Origin of the sequence: Maribacter hydrothermalis, assembly GCF_001913155.1 — a bacterium.
Taxonomy (GTDB): Bacteria; Bacteroidota; Bacteroidia; order Flavobacteriales; family Flavobacteriaceae; genus Maribacter; species Maribacter hydrothermalis.
Genome location: NZ_CP018760.1, coordinates 4053431 through 4079508, shown reverse-complemented (window position 1 = coordinate 4079508; position 26078 = coordinate 4053431). Strand labels below are relative to the sequence as shown.

The 26078-nt window shown below is 34.6% G+C and carries 23 protein-coding genes; 6 read left to right on the top strand and 17 right to left on the bottom strand.

What is annotated here, in order from left to right; translation table 11 throughout:
- Nucleotides 1–4 precede the first annotated feature (4 nt).
- The 4 genes from BTR34_RS17565 to BTR34_RS17550 all read right to left on the bottom strand — a co-directional run bounded on the left by BTR34_RS17565 (nucleotide 5) and on the right by BTR34_RS17550 (nucleotide 3633).
- Entirely contained in the window at nucleotides 5–793 is a 789-nt protein-coding gene (locus BTR34_RS17565; RefSeq protein ID WP_068484789.1) for a YHYH protein, read from the bottom strand.
- A 227-nt stretch (nucleotides 794–1020) separates the two neighbouring features.
- Nucleotides 1021–1773, bottom strand: a complete 753-nt coding sequence (locus tag BTR34_RS17560; protein WP_068484790.1) for a hypothetical protein — start codon at nucleotides 1771–1773, stop codon at nucleotides 1021–1023.
- A gap of 91 nt (nucleotides 1774–1864) precedes the next feature.
- A complete protein-coding gene (locus BTR34_RS17555) occupies nucleotides 1865–3325 on the bottom strand; it encodes a CotH kinase family protein (RefSeq protein ID WP_068484791.1) in 1461 nt (486 codons plus the stop codon).
- Nucleotides 3326–3351: 26 nt separating this feature from the next.
- Nucleotides 3352–3633 carry an EF-hand domain-containing protein gene (locus tag BTR34_RS17550; RefSeq protein WP_068484792.1) on the bottom strand — a complete coding sequence of 94 codons (282 nt, stop codon included), beginning with the start codon at nucleotides 3631–3633 and terminating at the stop codon, nucleotides 3352–3354.
- Between the two features lie 191 nt (nucleotides 3634–3824).
- Here BTR34_RS17550 and BTR34_RS17545 point away from each other — a divergent pair, with 191 nt between their 5' ends.
- The 3 genes from BTR34_RS17545 to BTR34_RS17535 all read left to right on the top strand — a co-directional run bounded on the left by BTR34_RS17545 (nucleotide 3825) and on the right by BTR34_RS17535 (nucleotide 6287).
- On the top strand, nucleotides 3825–4889 hold the full coding sequence (locus BTR34_RS17545; protein WP_068484793.1) for a sensor histidine kinase: 1065 nt from the start codon (nucleotides 3825–3827) through the stop codon (nucleotides 4887–4889).
- A complete protein-coding gene (locus tag BTR34_RS17540; protein ID WP_068484794.1) occupies nucleotides 4882–5556 on the top strand; it encodes a LytR/AlgR family response regulator transcription factor in 675 nt (224 codons plus the stop codon). Before BTR34_RS17545 ends, BTR34_RS17540 begins: the two co-directional genes overlap by 8 nt.
- 167 nt (nucleotides 5557–5723) lie before the next feature.
- A complete protein-coding gene (locus BTR34_RS17535; protein WP_068484795.1) occupies nucleotides 5724–6287 on the top strand; it encodes a DUF4494 domain-containing protein in 564 nt (187 codons plus the stop codon).
- Here BTR34_RS17535 and BTR34_RS17530 read toward each other — a convergent pair.
- On the bottom strand, nucleotides 6284–7117 hold the full coding sequence (locus BTR34_RS17530) for an AraC family transcriptional regulator (RefSeq protein WP_068484796.1): 834 nt from the start codon (nucleotides 7115–7117) through the stop codon (nucleotides 6284–6286). The genes BTR34_RS17535 and BTR34_RS17530 overlap by 4 nt on opposite strands.
- Nucleotides 7118–7245: 128 nt before the next feature.
- Here BTR34_RS17530 and BTR34_RS17525 point away from each other — a divergent pair, with 128 nt between their 5' ends.
- Both BTR34_RS17525 and BTR34_RS17520 read left to right on the top strand, forming a co-directional pair.
- Nucleotides 7246–8052, top strand: coding sequence for a phytanoyl-CoA dioxygenase family protein (locus tag BTR34_RS17525; RefSeq protein ID WP_068484797.1), 807 nt, complete (start codon nucleotides 7246–7248; stop codon nucleotides 8050–8052).
- On the top strand, nucleotides 8053–8886 hold the full coding sequence (locus tag BTR34_RS17520; RefSeq protein ID WP_068484798.1) for a hypothetical protein: 834 nt from the start codon (nucleotides 8053–8055) through the stop codon (nucleotides 8884–8886).
- Nucleotides 8887–8949: 63 nt separating this feature from the next.
- On the opposite strand, the gene BTR34_RS17515 is transcribed toward BTR34_RS17520, so the two are convergent.
- The 3 genes from BTR34_RS17515 to BTR34_RS17505 form a co-directional block, all read right to left on the bottom strand.
- Entirely contained in the window at nucleotides 8950–9588 is a 639-nt protein-coding gene (locus tag BTR34_RS17515) for a fasciclin domain-containing protein (protein ID WP_068484799.1), read from the bottom strand.
- Between the two features lie 205 nt (nucleotides 9589–9793).
- Nucleotides 9794–11923: a catalase gene (locus tag BTR34_RS17510; RefSeq protein ID WP_068484800.1), complete on the bottom strand. Its 2130-nt coding sequence runs from the start codon at nucleotides 11921–11923 to the stop codon at nucleotides 9794–9796.
- Nucleotides 11924–12116: 193 nt separating this feature from the next.
- Nucleotides 12117–12620 carry a GreA/GreB family elongation factor gene (locus BTR34_RS17505; protein WP_068484801.1) on the bottom strand — a complete coding sequence of 168 codons (504 nt, stop codon included), beginning with the start codon at nucleotides 12618–12620 and terminating at the stop codon, nucleotides 12117–12119.
- A 191-nt stretch (nucleotides 12621–12811) separates the two neighbouring features.
- On the opposite strand from BTR34_RS17505, the gene BTR34_RS17500 reads away from it, so the two are divergent.
- Nucleotides 12812–13918 (top strand): Gfo/Idh/MocA family protein, encoded by a 1107-nt coding sequence (locus BTR34_RS17500; protein WP_068484802.1) that lies wholly within the window; start codon nucleotides 12812–12814, stop codon nucleotides 13916–13918.
- Between the two features lie 14 nt (nucleotides 13919–13932).
- Here the strand turns inward: BTR34_RS17500 and BTR34_RS17495 are convergent, their stop codons facing one another.
- The 9 genes from BTR34_RS17495 to BTR34_RS17455 all read right to left on the bottom strand — a co-directional run bounded on the left by BTR34_RS17495 (nucleotide 13933) and on the right by BTR34_RS17455 (nucleotide 26048).
- Complete coding sequence (locus BTR34_RS17495) at nucleotides 13933–14763, bottom strand: 3-keto-disaccharide hydrolase (protein WP_068484803.1); 831 nt, start codon at nucleotides 14761–14763, stop codon at nucleotides 13933–13935.
- Between the two features lie 90 nt (nucleotides 14764–14853).
- Nucleotides 14854–15597, bottom strand: coding sequence for a LytR/AlgR family response regulator transcription factor (locus BTR34_RS17490; protein WP_068484804.1), 744 nt, complete (start codon nucleotides 15595–15597; stop codon nucleotides 14854–14856).
- A gap of 1 nt (nucleotide 15598) precedes the next feature.
- Nucleotides 15599–16633, bottom strand: coding sequence for a sensor histidine kinase (locus tag BTR34_RS17485; RefSeq protein WP_082960164.1), 1035 nt, complete (start codon nucleotides 16631–16633; stop codon nucleotides 15599–15601).
- 6 nt (nucleotides 16634–16639) lie between these two features.
- Nucleotides 16640–17860, bottom strand: coding sequence for an ABC transporter permease (locus BTR34_RS17480; protein WP_068484805.1), 1221 nt, complete (start codon nucleotides 17858–17860; stop codon nucleotides 16640–16642).
- Nucleotides 17861–17862: 2 nt separating this feature from the next.
- Complete coding sequence (locus tag BTR34_RS17475; protein ID WP_068484806.1) at nucleotides 17863–18606, bottom strand: ABC transporter ATP-binding protein; 744 nt, start codon at nucleotides 18604–18606, stop codon at nucleotides 17863–17865.
- A gap of 4 nt (nucleotides 18607–18610) precedes the next feature.
- On the bottom strand, nucleotides 18611–19822 hold the full coding sequence (locus tag BTR34_RS17470) for an efflux RND transporter periplasmic adaptor subunit (protein WP_068484807.1): 1212 nt from the start codon (nucleotides 19820–19822) through the stop codon (nucleotides 18611–18613).
- A gap of 11 nt (nucleotides 19823–19833) precedes the next feature.
- Nucleotides 19834–21165, bottom strand: a complete 1332-nt coding sequence (locus tag BTR34_RS17465; protein WP_068484808.1) for a TolC family protein — start codon at nucleotides 21163–21165, stop codon at nucleotides 19834–19836.
- Nucleotides 21166–21323: 158 nt separating this feature from the next.
- Entirely contained in the window at nucleotides 21324–24317 is a 2994-nt protein-coding gene (locus BTR34_RS17460) for a WD40/YVTN/BNR-like repeat-containing protein (RefSeq protein WP_068484809.1), read from the bottom strand.
- Nucleotides 24318–24497: 180 nt separating this feature from the next.
- Nucleotides 24498–26048, bottom strand: coding sequence for an SDR family NAD(P)-dependent oxidoreductase (locus BTR34_RS17455; protein WP_068484810.1), 1551 nt, complete (start codon nucleotides 26046–26048; stop codon nucleotides 24498–24500).
- Nucleotides 26049–26078 lie beyond the last annotated feature (30 nt).

Below are 26078 nucleotides of genomic sequence, written 5' to 3'. Positions count from 1 at the left end.
TGTTTTAATATCCTTGGTACGGTCCGGCAAAAGCCAAATAAGAACCTGTTGTTGAATAAACTTCATTAATAATATGGTAGTGATATTCCTCTTCCCCATCAGTATATTGTGTTGTAGATGTGTGCCCACCAGAAGCATCTAAATCAGTAGGGTAATCTCCGGTAGCACTACATTTTCTTCCGTAAAGAAAAACGCCATCTAATAAAATACCTACTAGATTATCATCATCATCTGTAAATGCTTTAGGCTCTAAATGATAGTGATAGACCCCAGGACCAATATGCGCACCTGTCCAGTCTAAACTACCAGCAGCTTGATCCAATGCACCACCACCTTCTTGATCATTGAAAATTGAAGAACCACTTACTGCTATACCAATTGTATTCAATTGCGTTTCTACCGTGCTACCCCTTAAATTAGGAGTAGCATCTACACGAATAGTAGTCACATTGTTATTACTGGACATGATACTAGGAGTTTTATCAACGTCTGGTTCTTCTCTATATAGTGAATTTCCTACACCCCAATAAATTGTTTCGTGATCAGGTAAGTCAGTTGTTTCAATAACCACTTCAGATCCATCTAAATAAATAGTTACGGCATCAGTATTAAAAGCAGTATAAGCAGCATGTAACTCGGTTGCTATTTCATCATCATCAGAACTGTCTTCGTTTGCAATCTCATCAATTACACTGTCTTCTATGCTATCACTACTACATGCCACTAACGTGATAAACGCTAGCGTCAAAATCGAGGGAAATGAGGGAATTCTTTTCATACTATTTTTTTTCATAACAAGTAAATTTAAGATTGGATTTATGGGCATTACGAGTACAATACTAATAACTAGTTATATGTAAGATTTATAAATTCAGTGAATGGATTATAGATTTAAATGAAATTGTTGTTTGATCAAGAATTAAGAGCAACCAAATTCCTTTCTTAGTCAATATTCTTTTTAAAACTGGAGCTAAGAACATAATTTGCATTATAATTTTTGAATGCAAAATTTAATGTTTATTAAGGCCTATGTAATTCTTGATTTAATTTCGTCGCAATAGTTTTGGTTTTTTGTCTTAGATTTTTGGCGATCATCAATTGTCCTTTTGTCTGTAATAATCGATCTATGACCCCATTTTGATACTCTCTACTCACCAGCAAATCTGGATAATTAGATTGTATACCGTAGTTCTTAACACGCTGATAGCTATAACTGTTAGGTGGTAAAATTTCCATCAACGAAATATATTTTTCAATTTGGGGTTTTAACCGGTCTGAAATAATATCTTCAATTTTGCTTTGTTGATTATTGAAGCAATCTAGTTCATTTGGGTAGGCAGCAATCAGCTCTTTTAGCGTATCACTTTCAATAAATTCAAACTTACTTGTGGCATTTATTGAATTAATAGCTTCATTTCTTACAATAGTTCTTTCATAATTTAAATTGACAATTAATGACTTTGCCTCTTGTGTAAGTTCGTTGGGTTGATTACCTAAATAATTAATAGTGTTTTGTAGCATTTGAATACTCTTGGTATAGTCTACAATTGCACTATCTAACACCACTAAATTTGTATCTAACTCTTGACTTAAGCTTTTGTAAATTTTAACCTCTACGATTCTATTTTTTCTAATTTCATTTAGGTCATTAATTTTCCAAGCAATTAAGAGACCAAGTACGATGAGCACTATTTCGCCAAGGGCGTAAATGAAATATGTTTTAAACTTTTCTAATCGTATAAGCTTGTTTCTAACTTTTCTGAATAATACCATTGTCAGCTATCTTACTACAAGTCATTAGACTATGATTTTTAAAATAAAGCTTCACGATTTCTCATGAAGCTTTGGGCTAATTCAACAACTATTATCTGTTTAGGTAACTATTTACTGCTGCTGTTCTACTAGTAGCATGTGCATTAAGTCCGTTTATCGCATTTTGAAAATCTGCACTAGAATTCAAGAACGTATATCCTTCATTTTCAGAAGTGGCATAAGGTTCTACTAAAGCCGAATAACTAGCATATAACTCTTGAACGGTAGTTTCATTAAAAGCACCTTCAATAACTTCTTGTACGTATGTATCATATTTAGCTTGGTAAATAGCATCATTGTATAAATATGATATTAAAGGCCATTGTGATGCAGTCAAATCAGAAAAATCTAGTTCAGGGGCACCTTGTTGTTTGCCATATTGTAAAGCTTCATTATTATCCCATGGAATCCAATTTAGTTTACCCGTGTCTGGATTATTATACAAATAATAGTTGTGAGACATTCTTCCGTAGGTATCCCAATTTTGAATAACCGTATTGGTGGCCAAATATTTTAAATACACATCTGTATCAAGCACCGCATCTAAATTTGATCTCCAAGTTGCAGCATCTGTTGTTCTCGATGCATCATTAATAATATTTAAAAGACTCTCTACATCCGAAAAATCAGCTTCATCTTCATTTGTCTTTTTTACATACTCATCCTCATCGTAAGTACCTGCTGCGAAGGTTGCGGCATCACCATCTGGTTTATATAGATTACCATCGTTGTCAGAGAATTGTTCATCGATTACAGTATCGTCAACTTCTTCAACTAGCGTGTAAAGTCCAAAATAAATTGGTCCATCTCCATGATCAATATAAAGCGTGTAAAAAGCTGTGTTAGAAACTGCTAGCCCAGCACTGCGGAATACATCTGCAGCCACTTTTTCACGAAGCATAGATTTATCATCGTAGTTATTTTTTAGGCTTAATTTTTTAAAACCGTAAAAACGTTGATTATCAATTTGTGGATAATCATCTTCAAATTCATCAAAATCCAATTTAAGCGAAAGTTTCAAATTACCAGATTGCCAAGTAGATTGTAAACTGGAATTACCTTTGAAACGAACCCCTACTCTGTACCATTCCTTACCTTCATAAAATACTTCTGCCGGAACAAAAATAGGGTCCTCATCAGTTGATGTAATTGCGCCAGGCGCAGATTGTCCTGAACTACCGAAAGTACCGTAAAGCTCAGTCATGTTTTCAAGCATGCTATCCCAGCGAGCTTCAGTAATTACAATATCAAGGCGTTTTACGGCATTATCTTCAAATACTTCGTCAAAATCTGGGTCGGCGTCTTTACTATGTGTTGCCGTGGTCCAATCTGTTGCTTCAAAATCAGTATCATCAACTGTAGTACTTACTACATCTTCCTCTTCTATAATTTCATTTTCTACATCAACAGTATTGACGCTATCATCATCGCTACAAGCAATGAACGAAGTAATAAATAAGAAAAACAATATTTTTTGAACCGGAAAAGTAACCTTGATATTTTTAATACTCATCTGCTATTTTTTAAAGATTAAAAGACTTAGTTTCTTGGTCTTCCTTTTGGTTTAGGTGCATTATCAAACTCTTCTTCAGAAATATAACCATCTTCATTTGTATCGATTTCACTGAAATTTTCTTTCAATGGTCCTTTCACTTCTTCTTTAGAAAGTAAACCATCTTCGTCCTTATCCATTTCCTTTATTAATTTTGCATAAGTAGGTGGTTCTTTTCTTTCTCCTTTAGACTGTGCGTTCACAGCTATGGTTCCAAAAGCCACCATCATGGCAAATAATAATCCTGTTTTTAAAGTAATACGTTTCATATGTTTTATTTTTAATGATTAATAATTCGATTACAAAGGTGTAAGAAACTTGTATGCCATACGAGCCAATTAAGTGTTTACCGCTTACTTTTAAGTGAATGCTTTTTTATATACAGTGAGTTCTTTAAAATCACTGGTTGATAGGGCTGTTTATTGAATACGATTGAGATTTTATTCCTTTTATTTGCATCATGAACAGACATAAGAATTTTATATTTCATGTAGCCCTTTGGCTTTTAATTTGGGCAACAGCATGGATATTTAGCAGTAGTGATTTACAGTTTGTGAGTGAGAACGGAATGGCGTTAATCTTTCAAATAGTGGTTATCGCTATTCTCATTTATTATACGATACCACAATTATTATTGAAGAAAAAGTATATGTGGTTTACTTTGGTTTCTATAGCCACGGTATTTATCGTTACCCTAGTATTGTCCAATCTTGTATCAACGCCTAATTTAGGAATGAACCCTGATTTCGGACCAGGACCTGGTATTGGCTCAAGACCACATTTTGAGGACGGACCGCCTTTAGTCGCTAACCGAAGACCACCATCAAGGTTTTTTATCAATTTACTTCTAATAGCTATAGCTTATGCTATCGCTACGCTGGTAGAGTTATTTTTATTTGCACAGAAAAAGGAAGAAGAAATCATCATCAATAAAAATGAAGCCTTACAGACCGAATTAAAACTGTTAAAATCACAAATTAATCCGCATTTTCTGTTTAATGCACTGAATAATATTTATGCATTGTCCGCAATTGATTCAGGTAGAACACAGCAAAGTATTAGCTATTTGTCTGATATGCTCAGGTATGTATTATATGAATGCGAGCAAGAGATTGTACCACTCTATAAAGAAATAGATTACATTGAAAACTATATTAAACTGTTCTCTTTAAAAAGTAGTAAAATATACCCTATAACCACTACTTTCTCTATTGAGAACCAAAATGTAGAAATTGTACCCATGTTATTGATTCCTTTTTTGGAAAATGCTTTAAAGCACAGTAATATTGAAAAGATAAAAGGAACTTTTATTAACTTAAAAATTACTGCTACTTCAAACTTCATAGATTTTGAAATTGAGAATAGTAAACCTGAGGTTAAGATAATTAAAGATGATATTGGCGGTATAGGTATAGATAACGTTAAAAAACGATTGGCAATTTTGTATCCTGATCGTCATCATTTAACCATAAACAAAACATCGCAGGCATTTAAAGTAAACCTAAAATTACAGTTGCATGACTAGCATAAATTGTATTGTAGTAGATGATGAAGAGCTAGCACGCGCGTTACTTATCACATATGTTGAAAAGCTAGATTTTCTTAACTTGGTAGGTGAAGCTGAAAATCCGTTAGAAGCGTTACAGCTTATGAAAGAACATTCCGTTGATCTTTTGTTTTTAGATATTCAAATGCCAGAAATAAAGGGTACAGATTTTGCTAAAATGGTAAACGCAAATACTAAAATAATTTTCACGACTGCCTACTCTCAATATGCTCTGGAAGGTTATGAGTTAAATGCTGTTGACTACCTTTTAAAACCGATAACTTTTGAACGTTTTGTTACTGCTGTAAACAAAGTTAAGACGAATGTTTCAACTGAAAAATCGGATACAATAACTATTAAATCTGGCTATGATCTACACAAGGTAAAATATGACGATATCTTATACGTTGTCAGTGATAGCGAGTATGTTACCTTCCACATGGGAGATAAAAAGATTATTAGTAACCAACGTTTAAAGACATTAGAACAAGAACTGCCTAGTTCAATGTTTATGAGGGTTCATAGATCCTATATCATTAATAAAAATAGCGTTACCGGACTTAAAGGAAGAGATCTTTTGCTTTCAGATGTTGTAATTCCGGTTAGTGATTCTTACTATGACATGGTAAAAGAAGAATTGTTTTAGGCTCTTATAGTTCTTAAAAAAACAATTACAATATTTATACCATATAAATATCTAATTTTTAAGCACCTATGATTTCTATATCAAGATTGTGAATATCTATTGTATTTTTTGGCGTTGCAAACTATGACTAAGAAGTATATTTATCACCCCAAAAAAAACTAAAAAATATGAGTGCAACGTGGTACGAGTGTAAAATAAAATATAGAAAATTAGACGAAGCTTCAGGAATGTTGAAGGTAAAAACCGAACCTTTTTTGGTTGATGCCATTTCTTATACCGAAGCAGAAAGTAGAATTACCGAAGAAATGTCGGTATACTTGAGTGATACAGAAGAAATTAAAATCACAAACATAAAGGTTGCTAATTTTGCTGAAATTCATCCGTTCGAAAATTCAGATAGATGGTTTAAATCTAAAGTTTCTTTAATTGCTTTTGATGAAGAAAGTGGTAAAGAACGTAAAACCAACATGTATTTGTTAATACAGGCAAATGACGTTAAAGAAGCCTATGACAATACCATAAGTGTTATGAAAGATACTATAGGTGAATACTCCGTACCTTCCATATCAGAGTCCCCTATAATGGATGTTTTTCCATATTTTTCGGGAGAAGAAGATGATATGGCGCGTGTAGAGAAGTTCAATGTTTTGAAAGATTCAGTTCCGGCAGTTGCGAAAGTAATTGAAGAAGATCCTATAGAAGTAGAAACCGAGGCGGAAGCTGAAGTTTAAGCTCTATATACTCTAGGACTAATACCTTTTATTTTTTTAAAGGTTCTATTAAAATGTGATAGGCTTTCAAAGCCGCAATCAAAAGCTATAGCCTGTATAAGTTTGTCAGTAGTTGATAAATGCATACAGGCTTGTTCTATTCTAGCCAGGTTTAAAAAGGTAATAAAAGAATGACCGACTGCATTTTTAAACCAACGGCAAAAAGATTGTTCTACCATATTAACGTGCTCGGCCATCATAGTAACCGTTAACTTTTGATCTAAATTTTCAAGGATAAAACTTGTAACCGATTTAATTTTATGCTGAGTTTTGGAACTTGCTAAATGATGACGGTAAGTAGAGGACGAAAGATATTTCCTGTTCTGATCTTTACACAAAGTATCTAGAATCTCTATTAAAACAGATAATTGCTGCGGTTTTCCTAAATTTTCAAACAGGTTCAATAAGTGAATTGTTTTTTTGGGCGGATGTGTAAACTGAATTCCTCTTTCTGCATCAATATAAAGTTGATTGAATAGTTCACATTCCTTAAATGACTTAAATATATCCTTTGGAAACTGTATTATAATAGCCTCATGACTATTCTTTTTTGCTTGCTCTAATGATGTATAATTATGCGGAAGATTAGCCCCCAATAATACTAGGTCGTTAATGGCAAATGGTAGAATGCTATTGCCTACAAATCTGGTACCTCGTCCCTTTTTAATAAAAGTAAGTTCTAATTCCGGATGGTAGTGCCAGAAGGGTTTAAAATAATCTACTTCAAGTTTAAAGAAATGAAATGACTGCTTACTATTTAATAAGCCAATATTTTCTACTACTGGTTTCATATAACTTATATAAACTCTTCTAATTACTAAATTACATATTTTATGTTTAGATATGCATAGTATTGGTTAAAATACAAAAAGTGATTTGCTATTATCAAAGCTAGTTTTACAGAAACAATATCACGATTATGCAAAAACAAGAATTACTTGATAAAACCTATTCCTTATCAAAAAATCAAATCGATTTTTATCAAAAACACCGATTTATAAAATTGAAAAACGTTTTTGATAGCGATACAATTTCATTTTTTAATACTATTATATCTAAAAAAGTAAACGAATTAAATGCTGCTACTAAGCCATTAGAAAAAAGGGATACTTATGGAAAAGCCTTTATACAGCTATTTAATTTATGGAAAGAAGATGATAACATAAAAACATTTGTATTTTCTAAACGCCTTGCCCAAATAGCATCAAATTTATTACAAGTCGACGGGGTACGCCTATACCATGATCAGGCATTATTTAAAGAAGCCGGCGGAGGAATCACCCCTTGGCATGCCGATCAATATTATTGGCCATTACAAACAGATAAAACTGTTACAGCGTGGATTCCGTTACAAGCCACGCCATTGTCTATGGGTCCGCTTGAATTTAGTGCTGGTAGTCATGAAATTATGGAAGGTAGAGATTTATCTATTAGTGATGAGAGTGAAAAAGCAATTCAGAACAGATTAAAAGTAACTGATTTTAAACATGTTATAGAGCCGTTTGATGTTGGTGAAATTAGTTTTCACTCTGGCTGGGTCTTTCATCGTGCCGGTGCCAATACTACTAATGAGATGCGAAAAGTAATGACCATAATTTACATGGATAAGGATATGAAACTGCAAGAGCCAACTAATGATGGACAAAAAAATGATTGGGAAACATGGTGCCCTGGTGTAAAAATTGGTGAAACTGTAAATTCTCCGTTGAATCCTATTTTATATTAAATGGCTACTATTAATTATTTATATCCGCATTGGGGTAGCGAAAATTTAACAGCCAAAGAATTTATCGAGTTGGCAATTTTAAAGGGTTTTCAAGGTGTAGAAATGAATCTACCATATAATAAAACCTTTGAAAATGAATTATTCCATGAATTACAAAATATAAGAAAGCTACATCCAAATTTTATAGTTGTATTGCAACAAGTATTACCATTAAAAAATGAAACGGTTGAAGAATATATTTCTAATGTTTTAGATCAGTTGAAAAGAACTTTACCATATCAGCCCAACTTTATTAATTCTCATACAGGTAAAGACCATTATTCTTTTGATGAGAATTGTAAAGTAATTGAAGCTATTGAATCCTTTTCTTCGCAACATAAAATATCTATATACCATGAAATTCATAGAGGGCGCTTCACTTTTCATTCAACCACTACTCTAAGCTATTTACATAAATATCCAAAATTAAAATTAGTGGGCGATTTATCACATTGGTGCGTAACCTCAGAAAGTATGTTGCAGGATCAAGAACATATTCTTGAACAGGTATTTCCACGAATAATACATATTCATGCACGTGTGGGTTTTGAGCAATGCCCACAGGTAAATAATCCTTTTGCTCCAGAATGGGAAAAGCATTTAAATCAATTTATTATTTGGTGGCAAAGAATAATTAAACAACATGAAACATTGTCTAATTTTACTATAACACCAGAGTTTGGACCATTCCCGTATATGCAACAAGTCCCTTTTACTAAAGAACCGCTAGCTAATCAGCAAGAGATAAATATTGAAATGAAAAATTACCTAAAAAGAAATTTCACTTCAGTATAACTTTATCTCAAATTAAAAAGAGGACCTATTTGGTCCTCTTTTTAATTCTTAGCAGTTTAGAATTTACTTCATTAAAAGCACATTATTAATAACATGTACTACTCCGTTAGAAGCTTTTACGTTTCCTAAAACCACTTCTGTTTTATTTCCTTTTTCATCCTTTAAAATAATTTTATCTCCTGTAAGACTTGCGGTTATATCTTTACCGCCTACGGTTGTAAATGTATATTTTCCATTTGCACCTTTAACAGCGGCTACCAATTTATCGCTTGTTATTACACCAGAAACTACATGATATTGTAATATTTGAGTCAATAGTTCTTTATTCTCTGGTTTACCTAATTCTGCTATAGACATTTTCTTAGGCAATTTTTCGAACGCATTATTCGATGGTGCAAATACCGTATAACTGCCAGGTTCAGATAGCATTTTATCTAAATTGGCTGCTTTTACTGCAGAAACCAAAGTAGATAATTCTGCATTGTTACTAGCTACTGCAGTAATGCTTGTTGACATCAATTCTTTTTGTTTGGCTTCCTCTTTCATTTTTATTTCCTCAGCCTTAACGTTAGCTTCTTCCATGGCTACTTTTTCTTCCATGGCTTTTTTATCAGCATCTATTTTTGCTTGATCTTTACAAGAGCTCAACGCTAAAATCGCTATTCCAACAAATAATAAATTTTGGATTTTTCTTAGTTTCATAATTTTTAAAATTTACTCGATTACCGGAGATTAATTAATATGAGGCGTGCCTCGAATTTTTGTTTATTAAGACTCTGAACTTAGGTAAGCAAGAAGACCTTTATTTATTTACGTATTTAGTAATAGAAAGTTTTATCTAAATTAATTCTTGTTGCCATATCATAGATTAACTACTAGAATCCATCTACTACAATAGCTATTACAATTAAACAGGAACCATATCAGAATATGATCTTCTATCCCAATTTCGGTGTTTTGCTATACTTTTAACAAAATCAGCTGCACTATCATTGATGTGTATTGCTTTATCATCTTTATAATTAGAAGCAAAAGAGTTATCTAAAACTTTCTCACCTTCATCATCAACTGCAATTGCTTTACAATATTTAAATGTTTCATTAATGAATTTCAAATACTTACCATTTTTCAATAATGTATTTACAGATTTTTCTCCTCCAGGAATGTAGATTGCATCGAATAGTACACTTTCAGTAGTCGCAATTGCCGCATCTACTTTGTAATCCATATTTTGATCACATTTTATACTTCCACCATGTGGTGCAATAATCTTAACTACAGCTCCTTCTTTTTCCAGTTTGTCTTTAATAGATTTATAATTTTTCATACTAAACCCATCAGCCGCAAGCACCGCTATTTGTCTAGTTGCTATGCTTTCAAATTTTGTATTTGCCATGCTCAATGCCGCTGACTTTTCTAAATAAATTTTCTTTTTTCCAGGCTGATGTTTTTCAACGTCTGCATCTGCACCAATAGCCTGATTAATTGGTTGTTCTATTTTTTTTGGAATTTTGATACCCAAACCTTCAGAAACTGTTTTAGCTAAATCCGAATCAATTTGAGCAATTAACCATAGCATACGTTGTTTAATATGATCATGGTTACATTTCCCTAGTTCAAAAGTATATGCAGCTGCTATGTGCTCTTTTTCCCAATCGGCAAGACTTCTATAAAAAAGTGCTGGTTGCGAAAAGTGATCACTGAAACTTTCACTTCGGGTTCGAATCTTTCTAGCATCTATTCGTTCTTCATAAGAATGAAATGCACCTTCTGCCATTTTAGACAAATGTGGACATCCGCCACTTAAACTATTCGGAAAATAAGCTGTTTGCCCTTTAGGAATTTCCATTTGCATATGAGCATCGCGTTGATTGTTATGTGTATCTACAACCGGACGGTTAATGGGAATCTGATGGAAATTTGGGCTCCCTAAACGAGATAATTGCGTATCTCTGTAAGAGAATAATCTACCTTGTAGTAGTGGGTCGTTCGTAAAATCGATACCTGGAACGATATGTCCGGGTAAAAAGGCTACTTGTTCTGTTTCTGCAAAGAAGTTCTCAGGGTTTTTGTTTAAAGTCATTTTACCAATGATTTTAACCGGAACCATTTCTTCTGGAATCAATTTAGTAGGATCTAATAAATCGAAATCATATTTATGTTCATCGGCTTCAGGAACAATTTGTACGCCTAGCTCCCACTCTGGATATTGTCCAGCCTCAATTGCATCCCATAAATCTCTACGGTGAAAATCTGCATCTGCGCCATTAATCTTTACAGCTTCTTCCCATGTTACGGAGTGTACCCCTAAGGTCGGTTTCCAATGGAATTTCACAAAATGTGCTTCTCCTTTATCATTGATTAATCTAAAGGTATGAATCCCGAATCCTTCCATCATTCTAAGACTTCTTGGAATTGCCCTATCGCTCATTGCCCAAATATGATTGTGTAAAGTTTCTGTAGTCAATGATACAAAATCATAAAAAGTATCGTGAGCAGATGCAGCCTGTGGAATCTCCTTATTTGGTTCCGGTTTTACGGAATGAACTAAATCTGGGAACTTCATGGCATCCTGTATAAAGAAAATAGGCATGTTGTTACCTACCAAATCCCAGGTACCTTCTTGTGTATAGAATTTAACGGCAAAACCTCTAACATCTCTGGCTAGATCGGGTGAACCTTTAGATCCTGCAACGGTTGAAAATCGCACAAAAACAGGAGTTTTACGTGAAGTATCTGTAAAAATACCTGCTTTACTATATTCTTCTATACTTTCGTAAAGCTCAAAATATCCATGTGCGGCACTACCACGCGCATGTACAATTCGCTCTGGAATTCGTTCATGGTCAAAATTTGTTATTTTTTCACGTAAAAGAAAGTCTTCTAATAAGGTAGATCCGCGCTCTCCAGATTTAAGACTATTATTTGTATCATTTACTTTTAAACCCTGATTTGTTGTCAAGGCTTTATCGGTCATATCTTTCTGATAATTCTCTAAGTCTTTTTGTTTCGATGTATCGGTTATTTTATTCTTCATTTTATAGACGTTTTGATAAGATTGCCATAAAATTACTTGGAATAAAAAGGTATAATTAGCTGTGAAAAATGAAAAACAGACTCAAAAAGAAAATAACGCTGAGAAATATTTAAAATAGATTTAATTATAAGTGGTTGATTTACAAGGACTATATGAGGAAGCGAAAGCTAATGAAAAATAGAGATTTCTTCGATTAAGAATATCTAATTCCAAGGACTTTAAAGGTTCTATCTGTTTTTCCGATTTGAAGAACAGCCACATCATCTATTTTTTTAGAAATTAAAATTCTTGCGATAGGAGATAGAAATGAAATTTTATTTTCTGCAATATTTGCTTCGTCGACACCTACAATTTGAAAATCTTTAGGAGTTTTTGCATCACCTATCAATAAAGAGATAATAGCACCAAAACGAACTTCGTTCTTTGGTTGGTCAACTAAGCTTACAACCTTTGCAGAAGATATACGTTCATTTAATAATTGCAATTTGGCATTTATTAAATTGATGGCAATTCGTTGTTCTTTTTCATTCTCTAGATTCGTTGATTTTTTATCCATCATCAAGTTATCCTTTTCGTTCAAAAGTTGAAGTAAACCTTTATCGGTAACATAATTAGTTGCTCCCATGGGTAAGTCGGCCCTTGGCGCTACCATTGGTATTTCTTCCTGATCTTCTTCCTTTACAAATCCTCTACTCATAGAAATAATATTATACTGCAAATTAAAAGATGTCTTGCAATTGTATTGATGACATTCACCACAAGATTGTCTCAAAAAAGAAAGAATTGTTATAGTTTTTATGTATGCAGATATGAATAAAAAACTTAACAACAAGTCATATATAGTTTCTGTATATTTAGATACTTATTAATCACCAAACTACAACACTCATGAGTTCAAGAAGAAATTTTATAGAGAAATTATCCATAACAGCGGTAGGACTTCCGTTAGTATATAATCCTACTCAATTGTTCGCCAGTTCAACAGAATCCTATGACGGACCCATTTTAAGGGTTGCCATTATGGGCTTGGGAAGCTATGGTACACGAGTTGCCGAAGCTATGGAAGCTTGTAAAAGAGCCAAATTAGTTGGTGTAATCAGTGGAACTCCTTCAAAGATTAAAAAGTGGCAATCAAAATATAACATACCCGAGAAGAACTGCTATAATTACGAAAATTTTGATGCAGTAAAAGACAATCCCGATATCGACGCCGTTTATGTAATAACTCCTAACGGTTTACATAAAGATCAATCCATACGAGTTGCGAAAGCAGGGAAACATGTTATCTGTGAGAAGCCAATGGGTGTTAATGCAGCAGAAGGGCAAGCGATGGTAGACGCTTGTAAAGCTGAAAATGTAAAACTATTAATTGGCTATAGAATGCATTTTGAACCTAAAACAGTTGCTGTTATTCAAATGCGAAAAGACGGAGTTTTCGGTGATACCAAGTTCTTTCAAGGGCAGTCAGGATTCACTATTGGAGACCCAACCCAATGGCGATTAAACAAAGAACTGTCCGGTGGTGGCGCTATGATGGATATTGGTATTTATTCCATCAACGGAGCACGGTATATGTTAGGCGAAGAACCAATTTGGGTAACCGCACAAGAAACAAAAACAGACCCAATTAAATTTAAAGAAGGAATTGATGAAACCATACAATTTCAAATGGGTTTCCCCAGTGGTGCCGTCGCTAATTGTCTATCCACGTATAGTATGAATTATTTAGATCGCTTTTTTATGACTGGATCTAAAGGGTTTGTAGAAATGCAACCATCTACAGGGTACGGACCCATTGAAGGCAAAACACATGAAGGTAAATTAACGCAACCACATATAACACATCAAACTTTACAAATGGATGGAATGGCGGCTTTACTATTTGAAGGCGTTCAACCTATTGTTCCCGTTGATGGTGAAGAAGGGGTTAAAGACATGAAAATAATTGATGCTATTTTCTTGGCAGCTAAAACTGGGGAAAAAGTGATGTTATAAAAAATATATTGACCTTAATATTCCATAAGTTCAATTGAACGAAAATCTATTGGGTGGCTGTTAGACTGTAAGGAAACATAGCCACCTTTTACTTTGGTATCATCGCCATTCATTAGTGATTTTGCAGTTTCATTTTCGGGATTATATGTAGGATTAGAATAACTTAAAATTTCTTCTCCATTAACATAGTGGGTTATTACTCCGTCATTCACCTCTATTTCAGCAGTTACCCATTGGTCACCGTGAAACGTTTTTGCAATATCAGCGGCAATACAAGTGGTCGTGTTCCTTTCTCCATTATATTCAACGAACATACCATTGGTACAAGCGGCACCCAAAGGGCGATCTTCTGTACCGTTACCACCATGAAAATTATATTCTAAACAAACCGGAAAAGCTTGATCCAATTTTTGAGTAGCTGGAGGCTGACCATGAAATTGTATTCCGCTATCACGATAGCCCCAAGTTGGTGCGCCAGATGCCGTTTCACCAACAAATCTGTAAACCACTTTCAATCGATAATTGGTCAAGTATTTATCAAAATAAACAGTACCGAATCTGTCTTTGAATTCCGGTCCGTACGCATCATAACGAATTTTTAAAATACTATCTTCCACCCGTAACGTATTCCCAAAGTTTTCGCCTAATTCATGTCCTGGAATTTTTATAGTCCATCCCGTTAAATCAGAACCGTTAAATATAGAAGTCCATTTTGGCTGATTAATATCAGTTTTAATTTCTGTATTACTTTCTGAATTTTCTTTCTTTTGCTTATTCCCACAAGATATTATTAGAACAGAAATAATGATTGAAAAAACTAAAATTGAAGAATAATGTAATTTCATTTTTAGATAGGTTTAAAAGTCAGACTTAAATGTACTGAAAAATATAGAAGAATAATTGGGCCTATGTGTTCAAAACTGAATACTGTAATCTTAAGAATTCAATGAATTATCATTTATGTATTCTAAGAATCTAGGTTTATATTGTTCAGATACCGTAATACGTTGTTTGTTGATAATAATTTGGCTACGCTCAACCACTTCAACATATTTTAGAGATACTATAAAAGATCTATGCACGCGCATAAAATTAGATGCTGGTAATTCTTCTTCTAAGCTTTTAAGGCTCATCAATGTTAAAATTGGTTTAGGGTTGTCTTTCAACCAAATTTTTATATAATCCTTTAAGCCTTCAAAATACAATACATCGGCAAGTTTAATACGAAGTTGTTTATATTCAGACTTTACAAATAAAAATTCTTTCTCTTCAGAAACTACAGGAGTATTGGTGGTTGCCCCAGCTCTAAGTAATGAAAACCAAGCCAAAGCTTTATTTGCTGCGGTTAAAAATTCAGCATAATCAAAAGGTTTAAGTAAATAGTCTAAAGCCTCTACTTTAAAGCCTTCTAACGCGTATTGGTCAAAGGCTGTAGTGAATATCACTCGAGACTGCTTCGGTAACATTTTGGAAAATTCCAGTCCTGTTAAATCGGGCATCTGAATATCCAAAAATAGTAAATCAACTTTTTCGGTATTTAAAAACTGCATGGCTTCTATGGCGCTATTGCATTTCTTTTTCAATGTTAAATACGGAGTTTTCTCCACATAACTTTCCACTAAATTTACGGCCATAGGCTCATCGTCGACAATCATACAGGTAATCTGAACAGCTTCCATATTACGTTTCAATTTTTAAGTAAACCGAATAAATACCATCTTTAATTTTTTGTTGAAATTGATGTTTACTGGGGTACAATAATTCTAATCTTTTTTCCAAGTTAGGCAATCCAATACCAGAACCACTTTTATCAGAAATTTGTTTAGGAAAGTTGTAGTTCTCAATTTGAAAAATAACGCTGTTTTCTTTCGTAATCATATCGATTGAAATTACACTCTCCTTACTTGCAGAAACACCATGTTTAAAAGCATTTTCAATTAATGAAATAAACAATAACGGTGAAATTTTAAGATTAGGCTCACTAATTGGAAAACTAGATTCTACAGTAGTCTTATCCGTTAAGCGCAGTTTCATTAGCTCAATATACTTGCGCATAAACTCTATCTCTTTTGAAAGCGGAACTAATTCTGTACTTGTTTCATATAACAAATACCGCATTAGTTTACCTAGACTATGAATGGTAGATTTCGCCTTATCAGGGGAGATATCTACCAATGAATAAATGTTATTTAAAGAATTAAAAAAGAAATGTGGTTGTAACTGATATCTCAGGTGTTGCAATTCTGTTTGTAACTTAAAGTTATCTGCCTCTTTTTTTTCTGCCTCTGTTTTTACCCATCTCTTTGTTGACTTAATAGCGATAGAAAATAATACGGGAGCTGCATAAGACAACATTTGTACGTATAAGAATAGCTTAAATGGAGGTCCTTCTCTATTTTCATCTTGCGGTCTATTTTTTATCAAATCTGCAAAGTAATTAGCTTCAATAAATTCTTTGAGTAGAATAAAAAGACCGATTAAGCCAAGGTTGATAATAATAAAAGCTAGTGTCTTTTTAGAGAATAGAAATTTATCTATTATTACGAAAAAGTTCAAATAAAATATCATTGCATAGAAGAACATAGGAATCAAGAAATGGGCAATTAATCGATTATTGTCCAAATCTTGTCCGTATGATAAAACAAACGGAATGCTGAACAGCACCAACCAAATAAGAAGGTGCTGAACAAATATGATATTTTTGTTTTTATACATAATTACTTATTCGTAGCGTAATGCCGTAATCGGATCTAATGCCGATGCTTTTTTAGCCGGATACCATCCAAAGAAAATTCCGGTAACCGCACAAACGGCAAATGATATAATTATAGAATACATGGCAACACTAGTTGGCCAATGTAAGAACTTTTCTATGAAAACGGTAGCGCTTAACCCTAAGATTACCCCTAGGAGTCCGCCTGTAATACTAATTAAAATAGCTTCTATTAAGAATTGAAGTAGAATGTCAGAACCTTTACCGCCTACCGCCATACGTAAACCAATTTCTTTAGTTCGCTCTTTTACAGATACGTACATGATATTCATAATACCTATACCACCTATTAATAATGAAATACTTGCCACAGCAACTAATAGTATCGTTAGCATTTCACTGGTGGAACTAAAGGTAGATATTAATTCTTCCATAGAACGTACAGAAAAATCATCATCTTCGTTGTCCATCAACTTATGCTCTGCACGTAAAATATCAGTCACTTCAATAACCGCATCGGGAGCATCGTCTTCACTAACTGCCGATGCCATAATCTGATTTAAATAATCAATAGCCAAAATACGTTTTTGAACGGTTGTGTAAGGAGCAATTACCACATCATCTTGATCTTGACCAAAGGTGTTTTCTCCTTTTTCCTCTAAAACTCCAATAACCTTAAACGGAATATTATCAAAACGAATCATTTGTCCAACAGGATCTTGCCCATCAGGAAAAACATTGTCAACCACTGTTTGTCCAAGCACTACCACTTTAGAAGCAGATTTTACTTCGGCATCGGTAAACATACTACCACTTTGTAGCCCCACAACTTTAATCTCTAAATATTCTGGGTTAACGCCGTAGATTGTGCTGGGCCAGTTGTTCGCACCGCTAATCACCTGTCCACCACCATTAACTACGGGAGTAATATAGCTTAAAAGCGTAGATTTCTCCTTTATTGTTTCGTAGTTATCTAACGTAAGTGTTTGCACATCGCCACCACTACCCCTTGCAGGTCCTCTGTCATCAGTTCCAGGTCTTATGGTGATCATATTAGAACCCATACTAGAAATAGTACTTCTAATACTTTCTTTTGATCCTTCACCAATAGCCAACATAGCAATAACCGATGCTACACCGATAATAATACCTAACATGGTCAGCAATGTTCTCACTTTATTAAGAACAATGGCTTTATATGCGATTTTAAGTAGATTTAATATTCTCATAATTAATCTTTTTCTTGTGGCAATTTCGCCAATTCGTCTGCTGCAGATAATACTTTATGATTCTTATAATCCTGTATGATATCTCCATCTTTTAATACGATGGTTCTGCTGCTAAATGTTGCTATATCTGGCTCATGAGTTACAAAAGTAATCGTAATTCCCTTTTTGTTTAATTCTTGAAACAAGGACATAATTTCATAGGATGTTCTTGTATCTAAATTTCCCGTAGCCTCATCCGCTAATATCATTACAGGGTTGTTTACTAATGATCTCGCAATAGCCACACGCTGTTGTTGACCACCGGAAAGTTGAGACGGAGTGTGATGCAATCTATCTCCCAATCCAACCATTTCAAGCGCTTTTACGGCACGTTCCCTCCGTTCTTCCGTAGATACCTTACTGTTGTATAACAAAGGCAGCTCAACGTTTTCAATTGCAGATGTTCTTGCTAGTAAATTGTAAGATTGAAAAATGAACCCTATTTTTTCATTTCTAATAGTTGCCAATTGATTTCTACTCAAATCTTTCATACTAACACCATCGATCTCATAACTGCCCGAAGTAGGTTGGTCTAAGCAACCAAGAATGTTAAGCATGGTACTTTTACCAGAACCACTAGAACCCATGATGGTTACAAACTCACCTTCTTTAATGGTAAATGAAATTCCGCGTAAGGCATGAACCGTTTCGGTACCCATGGTAAACTCACGTGTTAAGTCCTGTATTTTTATAATTTCTTTACTCATAATCTTATTTTTTTCCTGGTGGTTTTGGCATGAACGGACTCTCTTCAGAACCACCTGCTGGACCAGATAATGTAGTTTCCGATTTTAAACTATAAACCAGTTTATCCCCAGCGCTGATACCACTTAGAATTTGAACATTAACGCCATCACTTGCACCTAATTCTACTTTTTTAGGAGAAATAGCTCCGTTAGATTCCAATACCCAAATTAGAGTAGCATCATCTTCCTCAGCCATTGGTCCACCTTCCGGACGTTCAACCGTTAAATTTTCTTGTTCGTTATATGCCATCATTTCTGGTGGAGAAGGTTTAAAATTGATAGCCTTAGCCTCTACAGATAATACATCTTTTAATTCTAAGGTGTATATTGAAATAGTAGCCGTTAGTCCCGGCTTCAATCTCAAATCAGGATTATCAGCCTTTATAACAACAGTATAGGTAACTACATTAGATGTAATCGTTGGGTCTAATCTTACCTGCGTTACTTCACCTTCAAATTCTTGCCCTTGGTACGCATCAACCGTAAAACTTACACGTTGTCCTTCTTTTACAACTCCTATATCCGCTTCATCAACATCTGCTTCTACCTGCATTTCTTTTAAATCTTGGGCAATGGTAAACAAGGTAGGTGTACTGTAACTGGCAGCAACTGTCTGCCCCTCATCTATATCTCTCGATAATACTACCCCATCAATTGGAGAGTAAATATTGGCATACCCCAAATTTGTTCTTGCTTGTTGAAGATCAGATAAACGCTGAGTAACCGTTCCCTTAGCGGTTTCATAATTATAAAAAGCATCATCAAAATCTGATTTACTGATTACCTGATTGTCATACAACGTCTTTTGCCTCTCGTAAATAGTTTGCAAATAATTACGATTACTTATCGCATTATCATATGATGCTTGTGCCTGCGTGGCCGCAGCTCTAAGATTGGTCTTATCCAATTCTGCAATAAGCTGACCTTCTGTTACCTCACTGTTATAGTCTACATATATTTTTTCTACAACTCCAGACACCTGTGTACCAACATCTACTTGGTTTATTGGTTCTATAGTTCCGGTTGCAGTGACCATTGTGGTTACATTAGCTTTTTTTGCAGCTACTGTTTTTGCTTCAATGATAATAGCATCGTCGCCTTTCAGAAAAAAGAATGCAGTAATAGCAAGTGCGACTAAAACTAAGACGCTTATTATGATGGTTTTTTTATTTTTCATAACTGTATTAATTAAAGTTTGATATCGTTTCCTTGATAAAATTGTAATAATTGATGGTATAAAATATTTAAGTATTTAGATTGTATGTAATTCTGTTGCGCATTGGTAAATGTATTCTGACTTACCACTAAATCTGTAGTACTTAAATCTCCCAACTCATATCTCTTTTGCGCAAGGTCATAAGATTGTTCAGCAGCACTTTGTGATGTTTCTGCTGCTACTAATTGTTCTTGGGAAGAAAGTGCATATTGATACGCCGTTTCTACCTTTTTAATAACTTCTTTTTCAACCGTTTGCTTTTGCAATGCTGCTTTTTCTATATTGAAAGTGGCAATTTGTACGGCAGACTTAGTTTTATTTCTATTAAAAATGGGAATGTTTAAACTTAAACCAAGTCGCTGGTTAAAATTGACATCTAGTTGATCATAAAAAGTGTTGTCGCTTATACTTGTATACCCAGAACCAAGACTACCTGTTAATGATAAAGTAGGTAAATACCCGCCTTTAGCTATATCTAGTTCCTTTTCGTTAATTAGAATATTAGTTTGACTAGCTTCTACTTCTGGTAAATAAGCTAAGGCATTTGTATAAATGATTTCTTTATTAAGCTCTAGGTTAATTAAATCTTCATTTTCATCAACTGATTCAATTTGCAAATCTTCTAAAGGAGATAATTCCAACAACTGCTTTAGGTCTATAATATTAAGCTCATAATCATTTTTTGCAGCAATAACATTATACTTGTTAGTGGCTGCTTGACTTTGTGCTTCTGTATAATCGCTCAATGCAATAGTACCAGCATCTAATCTAGATTTTGCACGAAGCACCTCTTTTTCAGAAGCGTTTAAATTGTTTTCTGCAATGGTAATACCTTCTTTGCTATATAAAGTTTGTAGATAAGACTCTAAGATGCTTATAACAATATTGTTTTTAGCTTCTTGCGCCAATAAACTATTCTGCTCAATTAAAAGCTTATTTTGCTTTACTTGATTACTCAGTTGATTTCCCTGAAAGAGCGTCATGGAGCTATTGATACCTAAGTTTGTACTATGAATCTGATCGGAAACATAATCACTGGTAATGGGGTCAATAGTAGTACCACTAGAGAAATTTTGGGAAGCACTACCAAATAGATTCGGTAGTTTGGCAGATTTAGCCGTTTTATAATCTACCTCAGAAATGCTAGTGTTTATTTCAGCATCTTTTACGGTGATATTGTTTTCTATAGCATAAGAAATACAATCTTCTAAAGACCATATTTTTGATTCTGCTTGGGTTTCAACTTCTTGCGAAAAACCAAAGTGAGCAAATAAGATGCCTGCTATGATTATGATTTGTTTCATTTAAAGCGTGTTTTTAATTAACACTCCAAAAATGAAACTTTATACTACCTTAATAAAAAGGAATAGAAGTATGTGTGATTTATTTATGTAGAAAGTAGAATTTTATCGACGAGAATTTTTGGTAATTGCTGTTCTAGACAGCAATTACCATTATTCATTTAGTTCAATTGTGCCTGTTGTTTAACTGCATTAAATTGCTGCTGAAGATCCTTTAGTCTCTCCACTTCTTCATTGCCAGGTATTTTATCTGCACCGCCAACAATGTAAGATAAGTATGCTATTTGTGGCACCAGCATTTGCTGCGGATATGCGCCTTCATCATTCTTAATGGCTTTTAAAACAGTTTCTAACGACGCTTTCTTATCCCCATTACTTTTCTTAATTTCAGCCTCTAATTCCGACTGAAATTTTCTGGCTTCGGTCAATAAGGCCAGTACTTTGTTTTCAAAAGCTATATGCTCGGTTATGATTGTTTCGTCAATGCCTTCCTCAGCTAATCGTGGATCCACCAAAATTTCAAAAGGTTGCTCAAAAGTTTCTTTACCAACGGTTAATTTTGCGGTATATGTACCCGGGGGTACCATAGGTCCATTTTTATAACTTCTAGATTCCTTGTCGTTCCAGGCTCCCTTTTGAAGCATATCCCATTGAAATCTATTTAAACCTTTCTTGGTTTCTAGTTTCGTATCAAAATAGCTGAAAGACATGCTAAGACCCATATTTTCCACTTCTTCTTTAGTAGATTTAACTTTGGTCGAATCACTTATTATGGTAGCTATAGTTTGCTTGTTGGCATTAAGTATTTCTAACTGAACTTCATTTTTACCTTCTTTTGGTAGATAGTAATCTATTAACACTCCGGTTGAAGGATAATTTGGAAAATCGCCTGAACCCCTTGGCGAACGATATCTAATCGTATTATCGGGTTGAAATAAAACAGGTGTTTCATTTAAGGATGCTATTGCCGGGTTTCTTAATGAAGTAATATTATCCAATACCCAGAATCCGCGTCCCATTGTACTTAAAACCAAATCTCCTCTATTAATGATAATATCTGTAATTGGAGTTACAGGTAAATTCTGTTGAAAAGATTCCCATTTTTGTCCGTCATTAAAAGAAACGAACATACCGTATTCTGTACCTGCATATAAAAGTCCCGCTATTTTTGGGTCTTCACGTAAAACCTTACTGGTATAGTCAGACGGAATTCCGTTAGTCAATAACTCCCATGTTTTACCGTAATCTTCGGTTTTGTAAAAATAAGGAGTAGGATCACCCAGTAAATGTCCATCAACAGATATATAGGCTTTCGCTGGATTAAATTGAGATGGTTCAATTGATTCTACCCTACCTCCTTTTAGCATTTTCTTCGGCGTTACGTTCGTCCAAGTTTGTCCGCCATCTTGGGTTAGAGAAACCACTCCGTCATTGGAACCTGTCCAGATAAGGTCTTTCTTAATTTTCGATTCTCGGATGGAATAAATAGTACTGTAGTATTCTTCACCCGTAATATCCCTAGTAATTGGGCTACCTGAAGGAACTTGCTTATCGGCTTCAAAAGCAGTTAAATCTGGAGAAATTGTTTCCCATATGACTCCGTCGTTCCTAGTTTTATGTACAAATTGCGATCCCATATAAACCACATCTGGATCATGTGGTGAAACATGAACAGGAGCTACACGTTGAAAACGATATTTTAAATCTTTAGGATTGTGACCGTAGATATTAGAGGCCCCGATAGAATACTCCCGATCAACACCAGTAATTTTATTATAGACACTAAAACGGCCTTTACAATTGTTATAAACGATATTATGATTGCCAGGTTTCGGTATGGACGGACCGGTTTCGCAGCCGCCAACTTCAATCATAACTTGAATACCTTGAGCCGAAGTGCCGCTAGGCGCAGAACTTGGAATGGCAATGGTTGTATTATCTTGTTGTGCACCATAAATCCAATATGGGTATTGATCATCTACCGCTACTTGATATATTTCTGCTGTAGGCTGATTGAATTGTGAAGACCATGTTTTACCACCATTGTGAGAAACATTTGCACCGCCATCGTTACATTGAATTAACAAATCTGGATTATTCGGGTTTAACCAAATATCATGATTATCGCCATGAGGCACCGACATCGTTTTCCATGATTTACCACCATCTTTAGATTTCAATAACGGATTAGCATTGGAATACACAATATCAGGATTTGTTGGGTCTAATTCTATGTTAGTGTAGTAAAACGGTCGGTTGACCAAGCCTTTGTTACTTGAAGTTTGTACGAAAGATTTTCCTTGGTCTACAGATTTATATACACCACCTTCATCACCAGGTGCTTCAATAACAGCATACAGAATACTGGAGTCAACGGCAGATACGGCCAAATCTATTTTCCCGATTAATCCTTTGGGTAAACCAGTTTCTAATTTTATCCAATCTTTACCTCCATTTACAGATTTGTAAATTCCACCTTCACTATTTTCTCCACCGGAAATAATGGTCCAAGGTGTACGTTGGGCTTTCCATGCAGCGGCGTAAACTACATTTGGGTTACCGGGTAACAATTCTAAATCTGCGAATCCGGTTGTGTTAGAAATATGCAGCATTTTTTCCCATGTAGTTCCACCGTCAATGGTTTTATAGATTCCACGTTCCTCGTTTGCCTTAAAGGCATTTCCTATAGCCGCTACCCAAACAATATTACTGTTAGTGGGGTCTATTTCAACGGCACCTATTTGACCAGCATTCTCTAGTCCAATATGATTCCATGTTTTTCCCCCATCAATAGATTTGTAAACACCTTTTCCGCTAATAATATTACTTCTTAAACCGTCAGAGCCTGTACCTACATACACAATGTTAGGGTCATTAAGGGCAACTTCAATAGCTCCGATAGAAGGCGTATCAAAGAATCCGTCGGAAACATTATTCCAAGTGGTTCCGTAATCATCGGTTTTCCAAACTCCAGCACCTGAGGCACCTAAATAAAAAGTACCAGGCAAAACAGGCGTTCCTGTTACCGTTGTAACACGTCCGCCCCTTTGTGGACCTACTGTACGATATTGAAAAGCTGAAAAATCTTGCGAAAAAAGTGTTGTAGAGAATAAAATAAAGGTTAAAAAAGCGAGATTGGTTACAAATTTTTTCATGTTAAGGTTGAATTAAGTTTAGTCAGAACCTAAAGTTAATTAAACCCACAATGATAGCATAAAGTTAATGCCGTTTTTACAGTAATATTATTTATTTACTAAAACTATAAACTTTTAAATTTTCCCGTTTATGGTTAATTTATTAAAAAAACAGTTTTAGCAAGGATAAAATATTTACACCTACCAGTCTATTGGAAAATAATCCTTTAAAAATTTACCACACCAATGTTTTCCCGTATTTATACCATCAAATAATGGATCCATAACCCTAGCCGCACCATCAACAATATCTAAAGGTGGTTGAAAATCATGTACTTCTTGTTTCTTTTTGGCCAATTCAGCAGGATCTTCATCAGTAACCCATCCTGTATCAACGGCATTCATGAAAATTCCGTCTTTCGCTAATTCTCCTGCAGCGGTATGTGTCAACATGTTTAATGCAGCTTTTGCCATGTTGGTATGTGGGTGACGAGATTCTTTAAAGAAACGGTGGAATTTACCTTCCATGGCAGTTACATTAATAATATGCTTTTGACCTGTGTTTTCTTTCTTCATTAATTCAGCCAAACGATTGCAAAGCACGAACGGAGCAACAGAATTTACTAACTGAACCTCAATCATTTCAGTTGTTTCTATTTCACCTAACTTTAAACGCCAGCTGTTCGTTTTACGTAAATCTACCTGTTGCAAATCTGCATCAAGCTCTCCTGTTGGGAAAACCTCTTGCGCAACCAATGCATTATCAAAACTATAAGGTATTTGAGATAATTTCGCAGAGGCGCGTAAACCAATTCCAGGCTCTGGACCGTGCCATGTTACTGGCATATTCTGGTTTGGAGAAGCTTTAGTACTAAATGCTTTTAATTCATTTAGACAATTTTCATGGTCACTAAGCACCATTTGTGCAAACTTAGGTAATGAAGCTATTTCTTTTTCTTCATTTTCCATTAGGTGATGATAAAAACCAGCTGGTCTACGAACGGTTTGTGCAGCATTATTAATTAGAATATCAAGTTTGTCATATTGCTGTTCTATAAAATTGCAGAAAATTTCAACACTAGGAATATGGCGTAAATCTAGTCCGTGAATTTTTAATCGGTGTCCCCACTCCATAAAATCTTCCTCCTTAGAAAAGCGGAGGGCTGAATCTACAGGAAAACGTGTGGTTGCAATAACCGTTGCCCCGCCACGAAGTAACATTAGTGTAATATGATAACCAATTTTTAAACGAGATCCAGTAACAACCGCAACTTGTCCCTTTACATTGGCATTCTGAAATCTTTTGGCATAATTAAAATCACCACAATCGGTACACATGGTATCGTAAAAGTGGTGTAGCTGTGTAAACTCTGTCTTACATACGTAACAATTACGTGGCGTAGTAAGTTCAGGTAAATCTTTGCTTTCTAATACAGCAGCGGATAATAATTTAGGCGCAACAAAAACATGTGCTTCACGAGCACTTCGTATTCCTGTTTCTTTACGTGCATGTTTATCACGAACCGCTTGCTTTCTTTTTTCGTTGCGCTTGGCATCTTTAACACGCTTGGCAAATTCTTGTTTGTTTGGACGGGATAATTGACCTGCAACTTTAATTAAGGCAATTCGTCTATCTTCAGGAATTTCGAATATTTGGTTGGTATCGGTCACCAAACGATTTAAAATTTCAATACAACTTTCAATCTCGTTTAAATCGATTTCAGTTTCATTCTCTTGTTGTTTATCCTTCATGATACTACCTTAAAAAGGGCAAAAATACTA

What these genes read in the sequence shown, in the direction of transcription:
- BTR34_RS17560 (WP_068484790.1), bottom strand. Translation starts at nt 1,773, where the DNA reads ATGGTATTATTCAGAAAAGTTAGAAACAAGCTTATACGATTAGAAAAG.
- BTR34_RS17555 (WP_068484791.1), bottom strand. Translation starts at nt 3,325, where the DNA reads ATGAGTATTAAAAATATCAAGGTTACTTTTCCGGTTCAAAAAATATTG.
- BTR34_RS17550 (WP_068484792.1), bottom strand. Translation starts at nt 3,633, where the DNA reads ATGAAACGTATTACTTTAAAAACAGGATTATTATTTGCCATGATGGTG.
- BTR34_RS17480 (WP_068484805.1), bottom strand. Translation starts at nt 17,860, where the DNA reads ATGAGAATATTAAATCTACTTAAAATCGCATATAAAGCCATTGTTCTT.
- BTR34_RS17535 (WP_068484795.1), top strand. Translation starts at nt 5,724, where the DNA reads ATGAGTGCAACGTGGTACGAGTGTAAAATAAAATATAGAAAATTAGAC.
- BTR34_RS17490 (WP_068484804.1), bottom strand. Translation starts at nt 15,597, where the DNA reads ATGGAAGCTGTTCAGATTACCTGTATGATTGTCGACGATGAGCCTATG.
- BTR34_RS17515 (WP_068484799.1), bottom strand. Translation starts at nt 9,588, where the DNA reads ATGAAACTAAGAAAAATCCAAAATTTATTATTTGTTGGAATAGCGATT.
- BTR34_RS17495 (WP_068484803.1), bottom strand. Translation starts at nt 14,763, where the DNA reads ATGAAATTACATTATTCTTCAATTTTAGTTTTTTCAATCATTATTTCT.
- BTR34_RS17485 (WP_082960164.1), bottom strand. Translation starts at nt 16,633, where the DNA reads ATGTATAAAAACAAAAATATCATATTTGTTCAGCACCTTCTTATTTGG.
- BTR34_RS17500 (WP_068484802.1), top strand. Translation starts at nt 12,812, where the DNA reads ATGAGTTCAAGAAGAAATTTTATAGAGAAATTATCCATAACAGCGGTA.
- BTR34_RS17520 (WP_068484798.1), top strand. Translation starts at nt 8,053, where the DNA reads ATGGCTACTATTAATTATTTATATCCGCATTGGGGTAGCGAAAATTTA.
- BTR34_RS17470 (WP_068484807.1), bottom strand. Translation starts at nt 19,822, where the DNA reads ATGAAAAATAAAAAAACCATCATAATAAGCGTCTTAGTTTTAGTCGCA.
- BTR34_RS17530 (WP_068484796.1), bottom strand. Translation starts at nt 7,117, where the DNA reads ATGAAACCAGTAGTAGAAAATATTGGCTTATTAAATAGTAAGCAGTCA.
- BTR34_RS17465 (WP_068484808.1), bottom strand. Translation starts at nt 21,165, where the DNA reads ATGAAACAAATCATAATCATAGCAGGCATCTTATTTGCTCACTTTGGT.
- BTR34_RS17545 (WP_068484793.1), top strand. Translation starts at nt 3,825, where the DNA reads ATGAACAGACATAAGAATTTTATATTTCATGTAGCCCTTTGGCTTTTA.
- BTR34_RS17540 (WP_068484794.1), top strand. Translation starts at nt 4,882, where the DNA reads ATGACTAGCATAAATTGTATTGTAGTAGATGATGAAGAGCTAGCACGC.
- BTR34_RS17475 (WP_068484806.1), bottom strand. Translation starts at nt 18,606, where the DNA reads ATGAGTAAAGAAATTATAAAAATACAGGACTTAACACGTGAGTTTACC.
- BTR34_RS17510 (WP_068484800.1), bottom strand. Translation starts at nt 11,923, where the DNA reads ATGAAGAATAAAATAACCGATACATCGAAACAAAAAGACTTAGAGAAT.
- BTR34_RS17460 (WP_068484809.1), bottom strand. Translation starts at nt 24,317, where the DNA reads ATGAAAAAATTTGTAACCAATCTCGCTTTTTTAACCTTTATTTTATTC.
- BTR34_RS17505 (WP_068484801.1), bottom strand. Translation starts at nt 12,620, where the DNA reads ATGAGTAGAGGATTTGTAAAGGAAGAAGATCAGGAAGAAATACCAATG.
- BTR34_RS17525 (WP_068484797.1), top strand. Translation starts at nt 7,246, where the DNA reads ATGCAAAAACAAGAATTACTTGATAAAACCTATTCCTTATCAAAAAAT.
- BTR34_RS17565 (WP_068484789.1), bottom strand. Translation starts at nt 793, where the DNA reads ATGAAAAAAAATAGTATGAAAAGAATTCCCTCATTTCCCTCGATTTTG.
- BTR34_RS17455 (WP_068484810.1), bottom strand. Translation starts at nt 26,048, where the DNA reads ATGAAGGATAAACAACAAGAGAATGAAACTGAAATCGATTTAAACGAG.